General features: G+C 72.0%; 5 protein-coding genes, 1 tRNA gene and 2 pseudogenes. 1 reads left to right on the forward strand and 7 read right to left on the reverse strand.

All coding sequences use genetic code 11. The features are described from left to right. Window positions 1–236: 236 nt before the first annotated feature. A pseudogene (locus ABZ385_RS03040) lies at window positions 237–1,071 on the reverse strand (XRE family transcriptional regulator); the annotation flags it as partial. A gap of 36 nt (window positions 1,072–1,107) precedes the next feature. On the opposite strand from ABZ385_RS03040, the pseudogene ABZ385_RS03045 reads away from it, so the two are divergent. Next, window positions 1,108–2,384 (forward strand): annotated as a pseudogene (locus ABZ385_RS03045) (site-specific integrase); the annotation flags it as partial. A gap of 47 nt (window positions 2,385–2,431) precedes the next feature. On the opposite strand, the gene ABZ385_RS03050 reads toward ABZ385_RS03045, so the two are convergent. The 6 genes from ABZ385_RS03050 to ABZ385_RS03075 form a co-directional block, all read right to left on the reverse strand. Further along, window positions 2,432–2,505: transfer RNA gene (locus ABZ385_RS03050), tRNA-Thr, on the reverse strand. 89 nt (window positions 2,506–2,594) lie between these two features. Then, window positions 2,595–4,184: an alpha/beta hydrolase gene (locus ABZ385_RS03055; RefSeq protein ID WP_358909387.1), complete on the reverse strand. Its 1,590-nt coding sequence runs from the start codon at window positions 4,182–4,184 to the stop codon at window positions 2,595–2,597. A gap of 108 nt (window positions 4,185–4,292) precedes the next feature. Further along, complete coding sequence (locus tag ABZ385_RS03060; RefSeq protein ID WP_358586135.1) at window positions 4,293–5,498, reverse strand: DNA polymerase III subunit delta'; 1,206 nt, start codon at window positions 5,496–5,498, stop codon at window positions 4,293–4,295. A 218-nt stretch (window positions 5,499–5,716) separates the two neighbouring features. Further along, complete coding sequence (gene tmk, locus ABZ385_RS03065; RefSeq protein ID WP_358909389.1) at window positions 5,717–9,085, reverse strand: dTMP kinase; 3,369 nt, start codon at window positions 9,083–9,085, stop codon at window positions 5,717–5,719. 143 nt (window positions 9,086–9,228) lie between these two features. Continuing rightward, window positions 9,229–12,081, reverse strand: a complete 2,853-nt coding sequence (gene topA / locus ABZ385_RS03070) for a type I DNA topoisomerase (RefSeq protein ID WP_358586139.1) — start codon at window positions 12,079–12,081, stop codon at window positions 9,229–9,231. A gap of 414 nt (window positions 12,082–12,495) precedes the next feature. Continuing rightward, window positions 12,496–12,693: a hypothetical protein gene (locus tag ABZ385_RS03075; protein ID WP_358909391.1), complete on the reverse strand. Its 198-nt coding sequence runs from the start codon at window positions 12,691–12,693 to the stop codon at window positions 12,496–12,498. Window positions 12,694–12,722: the final 29 nt, after the last annotated feature.

Consider the following 12,722-nt stretch of genomic DNA (forward strand, 5'->3'; position numbering starts at 1 on the left):
CGGTGGCGCTGCTTTGGCGCGAGTGATCATGGCCCCGTAAGCTTTCGGCGCTTCGGGCAGTCTATGGACCTGCCCGGTAAAGCGCGACGTTGGGGCCATGTTATTCGAGCCTCGCACCAAAGTGGCTCCGTAAAGCCGCGGAGCCGACCGCCCCAGCCACGGCATACCCCTTCTCTGGCGTCGGGGGGGGGGCTGATTGCGGCACGGACGCTGGCCGGGCTGGAACGGGGCGGAAGGTCCGCCACCTCAAGTGCGTCGTACAGGCTGGTGACGGCGTCTTGGTCGTCGAGCGGAGCGAGGACGTTGCCGCGCCAACGGGTGAGGTCTGCGCCGTTTTTGACGAAGATGCTCAACATATCCGGGTCGCGGTCCTCGGAGCCTGACGGAATGCTCGCCGTGGCTGCATCGAGAACGCGCCGGCAGCCATCCGGCATTCCGGCATGAGCGCACATCTCCGCTTCCGCCGCGAACAGCCATGCGCACAGACGGGGAGACCCTGCCTGCCCAAGGGTGCGTTCGCGTCGCGGACCAGGTCGACGCCGAGCGCCGGCCGACCTGCCTCGCAGAGGACGTACGCCTGTCTGCCATTGCATGCGCGAGGTACATCGGGGCTTCGGCGTCACGTGCCGCCCGCTTGGCGAGTTCGTAGTGTCGCCAAGCCCGTTCGACTGCTCCCGAGTCGATGGCCTGCCACGCCGCAAGGGTAGACGCTCCTGCGAGAGCAAGCGCTACGGGACGACGCGTGCCAGGGAGCACCGCGAAGTTCAGCGCGTCTTCGAGGGCACCGAGGTGCCCGGTCATCTGGTCTACGAGCCCGGACGCGCCCATCTGGCGGTCCATGGTGCGCAGTAGCTCAGTCTGATCATTGAACGTCTTCACCATGGATTCGCCGACGCTGCTGGCCGAGTCGATTCTGCTCAGCAGGTCGTCGTATCCATCGGCCATCGACGGGCTGGCCGCAGGTGAACGACCGCGCAGCTCTCCGTCCGTGACCCCGAGAAGTTGGCGCAGCATCGCTGCATAACGGTCCGAGATGGTGCGCTTGCCGTTCTCCCACTCGGACACGTACACCCGCAAGCTCGGCGACGTGCTCGGCGAGCTGGCGCCAAGGTGAAGGAGCTGGAACGGCAGCGCGACGAAGGCCGCGCCACCAAGGCCGGCCGGGCCCCGACCGTCGCCAAGTGGATGGAGACCTACCTCACCGACATCGCCAGCCTGAAGCTGAAGCCGCGCTCCCTCGATGACTACTGGTCCAGACCCGCAACGACATCATCCCGGGCGTCGACCAGCACCGGATCGACAAGCTGCAGCCCGAGCACCTGGAGCGCATGTACCGGGCCATGCTCGACGCCGGCCATGCCCCCTCGCACGTCGTGAAGGTGCACCGCATCCTCTCGCGCGCCCTGAAGATCGCCCACCGCCGCCGGATGATCAGCGAGAACGTCGCCACCCTCGTGGACCCGCCCAGCGTTGACGAAACCGAGGCGAACCCCTTCACCCAGGAGGAGTGCAAGGCGTTCCTCGAAGCCGCCGCAAAACGGCCCAACTACATGCGGTGGATCGTCGGCGTCGGCATGGGCTTCCGCCAAGGCGAAACACTCGGCCTGCGATGGTCATACGTCGACCTGGAAGCGGAGCTGTTCCACCCCAAGTGGCAGCTTCAGCGCCTCACATGGCGCCACGGCTGCACCGACCCGCACGTCTGCGGAGCACGCCTCCACCGCCTCACCCCGTGCCCGCCGAACTGCACGGCGCACAAGGGCTACAAGCGGGGGTGCCCGAAGCCCTGCACGAAGACGTGCACGAAGCACGCGAGTGCATGCCCCGAGCGCAAAGGGGGCGGCCTTGTCTTCACCCGACCCAAGACCAAGAAGAGCCAGAATCCCGTCCCGATCCCGGCCGCCTTCGTCCCGTTCCTGCACGACCACAAGGCCCGACAGGAGGAGACACGAGCAGCAGCCGGTGAGCTGTGGCAGGACCACGACGTGGTGTTCGCGCGGCCGGACGGGCGCCCGCTCGACCCCCGACAGGACTACGAGGAGTTCAAGGAACTCCTTGCCGAGGCCGGGATCGATGACCGCCGCCTCTACGACGGAAGCCGCCACACCGCCGGCACCATCCTGAACGAGCTGGGCGTCGACATGCCCACCATCATGGAGATCCTGCGGCACACCCAGATCAGCCAGACCCGCCGCTACGTGAAGGGCCGCTCCCACCTCTCCAAGGACGCCATGCGCCGCATGGGAGAGACCTTCATGCCGCCCATGTCCGTGATCTTGCCCCGCATGGGAGGAAACCCCGCGGAATCCGGCCCCACTGGGACCACAACTGAGACCACCGACACCCGCGCGGCCCGCTCCCGCCGCCGACGCCGTATCCGGTAAAAGCAAAAGCCCCAGGTCACGGCGAGTGAGTCCTGAGGCTTCGGCAGAGCCGCCTTCGGGATTCGAACCCGAGACCTACGCATTACGAGTGCGTTGCTCTGGCCATCTGAGCTAAGGCGGCGCGCTGTCCGCACCATCGTGCGATCAGCAACGCGGCCAAGTCTACACAGGTTCCGGGGGTGCTCCGCACACCCCTCCGGAGGCGGGGGTTCAGCCCTGCGAGCAGCGCTTTCCGTTCGGTGGGGCCTTGCCCTCCAGGAGGTAGGCGTTGATCGTCGCGTCGACGCAGCCGCTGCCCCTGCCGTACGCCGTGTGCCCGTCGCCCTCGTAGGTGAGGAGGCGGCCGGAGGTGAGCTGGGAGGCCAGGGCCCGCGCCCAGCGGTAGGGGGTGGCCGGGTCGCGGGTCGTGCCCACGACCACGATGGGCGCCGCGCCCCTCGCCTCGATGCGGTGCGGCCTCCCTGTGGCCTTCACCGGCCAGTACGCGCAGTTCAGCGAGGACCAGGCGAGGCCCTCGCCGAAGACGGGGGACGCCTTCTCGAAGTCCGGGACGGCCTTCTCGACCTCCGCCGGGGACGTGAAGGCGGGCGGCAGGTCCAGGCAGTTCACGGCGGTGTTGGCGAACATGAGGTTCGCGTACGAGCCGTCGGAGTCCCGCTCGTAGTAACTGTCGGAGAGCGCGAGCAGCGCCGAGCCGTCCTTGTTCCTCATCGCCGAGGTCAGCGCGTCCCGCAGCTGGGCCCAGGCCCCCTCGTCGTACATCGCGGCGATCACGCCGGTCGTCGCGAGGGCCTCGCCGAGTCTGCGGCCGGAGGTGTCGCCGGCCGGCAGCGGCGCGCGGTCCAGCTCCTCGAAGAACGCCTTCAGGCGCCTGCCCGCCGCGGCGGGGGTCCCGGAGCCGAGCGGGCACTCCGCCCCGAGCGCCACGCAGTCCTTCGCGAACGACTGGAACGCCGTCTCGAAGCCCGCCGTCTGGTCGCGGTTCATGCGGCGCGCCGGCAAGGAGGGGTCCATCGCGCCGTCCAGCACCAGGCGCCCCACGCGCTTCGGGTAGAGGTCGGCGTACGTCGCGCCGAGGAACGTCCCGTACGACGCGCCCACGTACGACAGCTTGTCGTCGCCCAGCGCGGCCCGCACGACGTCCATGTCGCGCGCCGCCTCCACGGTCGAGACATGCGGCAGGACGGCCGCCGACCGCTTCTCGCAGCCGGCCGCGAACTCCTGGAAGGAGGTGCGCAGCTCCTCGGTCTCCCGCCTGTCGTCGGGGGTGACGTCGGTCTGCGTGTACGCGTCCATGCTCTTGCCGTCGAGGCAGGTGACGGGCTCGCTGCGGGCCACGCCGCGCGGGTCGACGGCGACCATGTCGTAGTGGGCGCGGACCTCCTCGGGGTAGCCGAGCGCCGCGTACGACTGGAGATAGCCGATCGCCGAGCCGCCGGGCCCGCCCGGGTTCACCAGGAGGGAGCCGAGCCGTCCGCTCCTCTTGGTCGCCTTCTTGCGGGCCACCGCCAGCTTGATGTCACCCGCCGCGGGCTTGTCGTAGTCGAGCGGGACCTTCAGCGAGGCGCACTCGAAGCCGGCGACGCCGCACTCGCGCCAGCCGAGCTTCTGGTCGTAGTAGGGAGCCAGGCCCGCGGGCGTCGAACTGGCCAGCGCGGCCATGGAGGTGTCCGCCGTCGAACTTCCCGACGAGCACCCGGAGACGAGCAGCCCGGTGATCACGAGCAGCGTGCCGCACGTACGGAAGGGGAGCGGGCGGCCGCGGCTGGGTCCGGGACGGCCGTGACGGCTGAGGTCCATCACGCGAGCCTAACTCTCCGAGAGCGGACGATCACATGCCGTACTCGGCCCTTACTCGTACGGGTGACGCCGTCCCTCGGCCGGCAGCTCGCTGGGCTCCCGTCGCCGTCAGCCCGCCCGGAGCGCCACCGTCATCGCCTCGACCGCGAGCAGCGGCGCCACATTGCGGTCGAGGGCCGTGCGGCAGGCGCCGATCGCCTCGATGCGGCGCAGCGTGGACTCGGGCGAGGACGCCAGGGCCAGGCGCTCCAGCATGTCCTGCACCTCGGTGTTGGCGATGGCCACGCGGGAGCCCAGCTGCAGGGCGAGGACATCGCGGTAGACCCCTATGAGGTCGATGAGCGCGAGGTCCAGGCTGTCGCGCTGCGTACGCGTCTTGCGGCGCTTCTGCCGGTCCTCCAGCTCCTTCATCACGCCCGCGGTGCCGCGCGGCATCCGGCCGCCCTGCGACGCGCCGAGCGCGTTCTTCAGGTCCTCGGTCTCCTTGGTGTCGACGTCCTCCGCGACCTGCTTCGCGTCGTCGGACGCGGTGTCGATCAACTCCTGCGCCGCCTTGAGGCAGCCGCCGATGTCCTGCACCCGCAGCGGCAGCTTCAGGACCGCGGCCCTGCGCTCACGCGCGCGTGGATCGGTGGCGAGCCGCCGGGCGCGGCCGATGTGCCCCTGCGTGGCGCGCGCGACCGCCGCCGCGACGTCCGGCGCGATGCCGTCCCGTCGTACGAGCACGTCGGCGACGGCCTCCACCGGCGGTGTACGCAGGGTCAGGTGCCGGCAGCGGGAACGGATCGTCGGCAGCACGTCCTCCAGGGAGGGCGCGCAGAGCAACCACACGGTACGGGGGGCGGGCTCCTCCACGGCCTTCAGCAGGACGTTGCCCGCGCCTTCGGTGAGGCGGTCGGCGTCCTCCAGGACGATCACCTGCCAGCGGCCCACGGCGGGCGACAGCTGCGCCCGGCGCACCAGCTCGCGGGTCTCCTTCACGCCGATGGACAGCAGGTCCGTACGGACCACTTCCACGTCCGCGTGCGTGCCGATGAGGCTGGTGTGGCAGCCGTCGCAGAACCCGCACCCGGGGACCCCGCCGAGGGCGCGGTCCGGACTGGTGCACTGCAGGGCGGCGGCGAAGGCCCGCGCCGCGGTGGACCGCCCGGAGCCCGGCGGGCCCGTGAACAGCCAGGCATGCGTCATCTTCGACGAGTCCGGCACGGGGGTGTGGTCGGCGACCGCGGTCACCTGCGCGTCGGCGTCCCGGGCGGCGGCGCTCAGCTGCTCGCCCACCTTCTCCTGGCCCACCAGGTCGTCCCAGACGCTCACGAGGCCACCACCGAGTCGTCCCACACGCTCATGGGGTCCACCGCCTTACGCCGCGCGCTGCTCCGCGCCGCTCTGTTCCGCTCTGCCTGCTCTTGCCGGATCGTCTGTTCCCCGGATTGCCCATTGTGGGACACGCCACTGACAATCCGGGCCGGCCGGCTTCCGGACCGCCCGCTTCCGGGCGGCCCTCCTCGTGCTCCTCGCGGCTGCCTGCGCGATCAACGCCGACGGCCGCCGCGACGCCCGCGCCCGCCTTCGCCACCGGCGCCACCGGCGTCTCCCGGCTGGCCCTCGGCGTCCTCGGCGTCCTCGGCGTCCTCATGCGAGCCGAGCAGTTCGTCGGCCAGGGTCGGCAGGTCGTCCGGCGTCTCCTCGGCCCAGTGGGACCCCGAGCGCCGCGGCGTGCCCCGCTCGTCGATCTGGGGCAGCTCACGGGTGCGTTCGTTGTCCCCCTCGGGAGCGGGGGCCGGGGCGGGGGCCGCCGGACGCTCGTCCCTGAAGTAGCCCGGCGGCACCTTGTCCTCGGTGATGGCGGGCAGCACGGCCGTCTCGTCGGCGGCACCCGGGACCGGCGGCTGCGGCAGCACCGCGGTGTCCTCCGGGCCCGGCCCGTCGGGCCGCACCTGCGGCAGTACGGCGGTCTCGTCGGCCGCCCCTGGAGGCGTCACGACGGGAGTCGGCACGGTCGTCTCGTTGTCCGGCACGGACGGGGTGGACGGGGCGGACGGGGCGGACGGGGCGGAACGCTTCGCCGACCCGGCACCCCCAGAAGGCCCGGCACCCCCAGAAGACCCGGCACCCCCAGAAGGCCTGGCCGCCCCGGAGGACTTGGCCGCCCCGGACGACTTGGCCCCCGCGGACTTCGCAGGCGCGGAGGGCCGCACCGGCGCCCCCGGCACCGCGGCGGAACCGGACGCGGAAGCCGACGTAGCGGACGGCGCAGACGTAGCAGCCGGCGTAGCGGCCGACGTGGACGCCGCCTCCGCCGCGGCGGCCGCCGCGGAAGCCGCCGACGCCGCCGCGAGCCGCCGCGCCTCCTCGGCCCGCAGCAACGCCTCCTCGGCCTTGCGCTGCTTCTCCCGCCGCCGCTCCTCCGCCTCGGCGCGCAGCCGGGCCTCTTCCTCGGCCTCCCGGCGGCGCCGGGCCTCCTCGGCGGCCCTGAGCTGCTCCTCGGCGAGCAGCCTGGCCTTCTCCTCCTCGGCCTTGCGGCGCGCCTCCTCGGCGCGCTTGCGGGCCTCCTCGGCCTGCCGCTCGGCCTCGCGGCGCTGGGCCTCCTCCAGCTCGCGCCGCTTGCGCTCCTCCTCCTCGGCCCGGAGCTTGGCGAGCTGCGCCTGGCGCTCGCGCTCCAGGCGCTCCTCCTCGGCCTTGCGCGCGGCCTCTTCCTCGGCCTTGCGCCGCGCCTCCTCCTCGGCGGCCTTGCGGGCCTCCTCCTGCGCCTTCACCTCGGCCTCGGAGAGCGGCAGGACCACGTCGAGCCGGTGCCGGATCACGGTCGTGACGGCCTCGGGCTCCTGGGAGGCGTCGACGACGAGGTAGCGGCCGGGGTCGGCCGCGGCGAGCGTGAGGAAACCGGACCGCACGCGCGCGTGGAACTCGGCGGGCTCCGACTCGAGCCGGTCGGGCGCCTCCGTGAACCGCTCGCGGGCGGCCTCGGGCGCCAGGTCGAGCAGGCACGTCAGGTTCGGTACGAGGCCACCGGTGGCCCAGCGGTTGATGCGGGCGACCTCGGTCGGCGACAGGTCGCGGCCCGCGCCCTGGTAGGCGACGGACGAGTCGATGTACCGGTCGGAGATGACGACGGCGCCGCGCTCCAGGGCGGGCCGTACGACGGTGTCGACGTGCTCCGCGCGGTCGGCGGCGTACAGCAGGGCCTCGGCGCGGTGCGAGAGACCGGCCGACGACACGTCGAGCAGGATCGACCGCAGCCGCTTGCCGACGGGCGTCGCGCCCGGCTCGCGGGTGACGACGACCTCGTGCCCCTTGGCGCGGATCCACTCGGCGAGCGCCTCGGCCTGGGTGGACTTGCCGGCGCCGTCGCCGCCCTCCAGGGCGATGAAGAAGCCGGTGGCGCAGGGCGCCTGCGCGGGGTCGTCGCCGCCGCGCAGGGCGTCCCGCAGGTCGTGCCGCAGGGGGACGCCCTGCCGGTCGTCGGCCTTGGCGAGGACCAGCGCGGCCACGGGCAGGAGCAGCGCGCCGACGAGCATCAGGGTGAAGGCGGCGCCTCCGTGGTCGAAGACGAACTTGCCGTTGACCATGCGGTGCGGGCCGATGACGGCGGCGAGCGCGGGGGCCGCCAGCGCGCCCAGCGCGACGCTCAGCCTGGCGACGGCCTGGAGGTGCTCCGCGGTGCGCGTCCTGCGGTAGTCCTCGACCTCCTGGTCGAGCAGGGCGTGCCCGATGTTCGCGGCGACGCCCGCGCCGACCCCGGCGAGGGCCAGGAGCAGCAGCACGGTCGTCACGTCCGGCACGAGGCCCGCGGCGAGCAGCGCGACGCCGGTGAGGGCGATCGCCAGGGCGAGCAGCCGGCGGCGCGAGAGCGACGTCAGCAGGGAGGGCGCGGTACGGATGCCGGCCACGGAGCCGCCGGTCAGGGCGAGGACGATCAGGCCGTACGTGGCGGGCCCGCCGCCCAGGTCCTTGGCGTGCAGCAGGGCGACGGCGACGGCCGCGGCGATGGCGGCCGCGACGGCGGCGCAGGCGGCGACGAACAGCGGGATCGCGCCCGTGCGGCCCTTGTCGGCGCCGCTGCCGGTGCGCGGCCTGCGCAGCCCTTCGAGCGGGCTCCGCGCGCGGGGCGTCTGCGCGGCGGGCAGTTCGAGGAGGTAGACGATGGAGAGCGACGCGGCGAACAGCCCGGCCGCGAGGAACGAGGCGAGCCCCGCCTGGTGGAACTGGAACCAGTCGAGGCCGGCGCCCAGCAGGTTGCTGACGAGCGTGATGCCGACGAGCGCGGCGGCCGCGAGGGGCAGCGCCACGAATCCCGTACGGAGCGAAAGGCGCCGCAGCGCGTCCATGTGGTCCGGCAGCGGCCGTACGGTCGCCCCCTCCAGGGGCGGCGCGGGCAGCAGCGCGGGCGCCGCGCTCTCCCGGGCGACCGTCCAGAACCGCTCGGCGACGCCGACCACGAAGGACGTCACCAGGATCACCGCGAGGGCGTTGTCCGGGGTCCAGTCGATCCACAGCGGGGCGACGATCAGCAGCGCGGCGCGCACGCCGTCGGCGCCGATCATGGTCCAGCGCCGGTCGAGCGGTCCGTCCGGTGAGGTGAGGGAGGTGAGGGGGCCCAGGAGCACCGCTCCGAAGAGCAACGTCGCGAGGACGCGTGCTCCGAAGACCGCGGTGATGGCGAAGGCCACGCCGCGGTAGCCGCCTCCGAAGGCGCCTTCCGCGATGGCCGACTGGAGCGCGAGAATCACCAGCACGAGAAGGGCGAGCGCGTCGCCGACACTGCCGACGAGTTGCGCGCTCCACAACCGCTTCAGCTGCGGTACGCGCAGCAGAGCGCGGACCGCACGCTCTCGGGAATCTGCGACCAGGGCGTCGTCGGGGGCCGGAATTCCGGCCGTTGGCTGCTCGGCACGCGTCATCCGTCCAGCCTATCTGGACGCGCCGCTTCCCCGTATGCCCACCCGAACATGCGCGCGGCCCGCCCCTGCCCGAGCCCAAAAGCCTGCTCAGGACGTGCCGGTGCCGGGTGCCTCGTCATGGGGCACCCGGCGAGGGCGGGAGGTCACTCCTCCGAGGAAGCCGCCTTGCTGGAAGCCGCCGTCTTCTTGGCGGCGGTCTTCGCAGCAGTGGTCTTCGTGGCGGCCGTCTTCTTGGCCGTGGTCTTCTTGGCCGTCGTTTTCTTAACGGTCGTCTTCTTGGCGGCGGTCTTCTTCGCGGGCGCCTTCTTGGCGGGGGCCTTCTTCGCCGTCTTCTTGGCCGGCCCCTTCGCCCGCTTCTCCGCGAGCAGCTCGTAGCCCCGCTCGGGGGTGATGTCCTCGACGGAGTCGGCCGCCCGCAGCGTCGCGTTGGTCTCGCCGTCGGTCACGTACGCCCCGAAGCGGCCGTCCTTGACGACGACCGGCTTTCCGCTGACCGGGTCCTCGCCCAGCTCCTTGAGCGGCGGCTTCGCGGCCGCACGGCCCCGCTGCTTGGGCTGGGAGTAGATCGCCAGGGCCTCTTCGAGCGTGATCGTGAAGAGCTGCTCCTCGCTCTCGATGGAGCGCGAGTCGGTGCCCTTCTTCAGATACGGGCCGTACCGGCCGTTCTGCGCGGTGATCTCGACGCCCTCGGCGTCCGTGCCGACCACGCGCGGCAGCGACATCAGCTTCAGCGCGTCCTGGAGGGTGACCGTGTCCAGCGACATGGACTTGAAGAGCGAGGCGGTGCGCGGCTTGACCGCGTTCTTGCCGGTCTTCGGGGTGCCCTCGGGCAGGACCTCGGTGACGTACGGGCCGTAGCGCCCGTCCTTGGCGATGATCTGGCGGCCGGTCTCCGGGTCCGCGCCCAGCTCGAAGTCGCCGCTCGGCTTGGCGAGCAGTTCCTCCGCGTACTCGACGGTCAGCTCGTCGGGCGCCAGGTCGTCGGGGACGTCCGCGCGCTGGTGGTTCTCGGAGTCGCGCTCGCCGCGCTCGATGTAGGGGCCGTAGCGCCCCACGCGCAGCATGATGCCGTCGCCGACCGGGAAGGACGACACCTCGCGGGCGTCGATCGCGCCGAGGTCGGTGACGAGTTCCTTGAGGCCGCCGAGGTGGTCGCCGTCGCCGTTGCCCGCGTCGGCCGCGCCGCCGGCGGCCTCGCCCCCGCCCTCGCCGAAGTAGAAGCGCCGCAGCCACGGCACGGCCTGCGCCTCACCGCGCGCGATGCGGTCGAGGTCGTCCTCCATCCTGGCGGTGAAGTCGTAGTCGACGAGTCGCCCGAAGTGCTTCTCCAGGAGATTGACGACGGCGAACGACAGGAAGGAGGGGACGAGCGCCGTCCCCTTCTTGAAGACGTATCCGCGGTCGAGGATCGTGCCGAGGATCGACGCGTACGTCGACGGGCGGCCGATCTCGCGCTCTTCGAGCTCCTTGACCAGCGAGGCCTCGGTGTAGCGGGCCGGGGGCTTGGTGGCGTGGCCGTCGACCGACAGCTCGTCGGCGGTCAGCGCGTCGCCCTCGGCGACCTGCGGGAGCCTGCGCTCGCGGTCGTCCAGCTCGGCGTTGGGGTCGTCGGCGCCTTCGACGTACGCCTTGAGGAAGCCGTGGAAGGTGATGGTCTTGCCGGACGCGCTGAACTCGGCGTCGCGGCCGTCGGCGGCACGGCCACCGATCTTGACCGTGACGGAGTTGCCGGTCGCGTCCTTCATCTGGGAGGCGACGGTCCGCTTCCAGATCAGCTCGTAGAGCCGGAACTGATCACCGGTCAGGCCGGTCTCGGCGGGCGTGCGGAAACGATCACCCGAGGGACGGATCGCCTCGTGCGCCTCCTGCGCGTTCTTGACCTTCCCGGCGTACGTACGCGGCTTGTCCGGCAGGTAGTCGCCGCCGTAGAGCTGGGTGACCTGGGCACGGGCGGCGGTGACCGCCGTGTCGGACAGGGTCGTGGAGTCCGTACGCATGTAGGTGATGAAGCCGTTCTCGTACAGCTTCTGGGCCACCTGCATGGTCGCCTTCGCGCCGAAGCCGAGCTTGCGCGAGGCCTCCTGCTGCAGCGTCGTCGTACGGAACGGGGCGTAGGGCGAGCGGCGGTAGGGCTTGGACTCGACCGACCGTACGGAGAAGGCCGTCTCCTGGAGGGCGGCGGCCAGCGCGCGGGCGCCCGCCTCGTCCAGGTGCAGGGTGTCGGACTTGAGCCGGCCGACGGAGTTGAAGTCACGGCCCTGCGCGACGCGCTTGCCGTCGACCGCGGCGAGCCGGGCGACCAGCTGCGAGGGGTCGGAGGCGTCACCGGCGCGGCCGGTGCCGAACGTGCCGGTCAGGTCCCAGTACTCGGCGGAGCGGAAGGCGATGCGCTCGCGCTCCCGCTCGACGACGAGGCGGGTGGCCACCGACTGGACGCGGCCGGCCGACAGGCGCGGCATGACCTTCTTCCACAGGACCGGCGAGACCTCGTAGCCGTAGAGGCGGTCGAGGATGCGGCGGGTCTCCTGGGCGTCGACCATGCGCTTGTTGAGCTCGCGCGGGTTGGCGACGGCGCTGCGGATCGCGTCCTTGGTGATCTCGTGGAAGACCATCCGGTGGACGGGGACCTTCGGCTTGAGGACTTCGAGGAGGTGCCACGCGATGGCTTCGCCCTCGCGGTCCTCATCGGTGGCGAGGAAGAGTTCGTCGGAGTCCTTCAGCAGGTCCTTGAGCTTCTTGACCTGGGCCTTCTTGTCGGCGTTGACGACATAGATGGGCGCGAAGTCATGCTCGACGTCCACGCCGAGGCGGCGCACCTCGCCGGTGTACTGGTCGGGTACCTCCGCGGCACCGTTGGGGAGGTCGCGGATGTGCCCGACGCTGGCCTCGACTACGTAGCCGGGGCCGAGGTAGCTCTTGATCGTCTTCGCCTTGGCAGGCGACTCGACGATGACGAGTCGGCGGCCGCCCTGTGCGGTCTCGCTGGTCGGGGACAACTTCGCTCTTCTCTCCGGTCGACGCTCGGTGGCAGTGCGCGGTGGCACCGCTCGGTCGCGGTGCTCGTGACGGTGCGGTGGCAGTGCCCGCATGGCTTGCGTTGCGCTGTCGCTGCGGAGTGTGACGGTACATCCCGCCCCCGTGTCAAACGGGAAAAGCCCGCAACGGCCACTCGAACGGTAACCCGACTACCGCCATTCCTGCCGCCCGGAGTGGCGACCCGCTGTTTCGGCGCCCGGCGCGGCCGTGGCGCGGGACGCGGCCCGGCGCCGTCCCCGCGATCACCGGAGCGATCCCCTCCGGTCCACCGGATCACGACCGTCCGGCCGCCCCGGCGCGGCGCCCCGGCCCTGCTGGAACCCGAGGTTCCGGCCCACCGGAAGGAAGGGGTCCGCGGCTGCGGTCCGGCGGTTTCACCGCCGCGTGAAGCACCACACGCCGAGCAGCAGGGCGACGAGGCCCACGAGCGCGGCGAGCGTCGCCGATGCGACGGGGCTCACACCCTGGGCGACCGGCGCGCGGTGCGCGACCCGCGCCCCGGTCCACAGCAGCAGTCCGGTGCCGAACAGCGCGAACACCGTCCCCGCGAAGATCGCTGGTGCGCTCTCCATGGTCTTTGCCTCCCCGTACAGCCTCGCCC

The sequence above is a fragment of the Streptomyces sp. NPDC005898 genome, assembly GCF_040629635.1.
Lineage (GTDB): Bacteria > Actinomycetota > Actinomycetes > Streptomycetales > Streptomycetaceae > Streptomyces.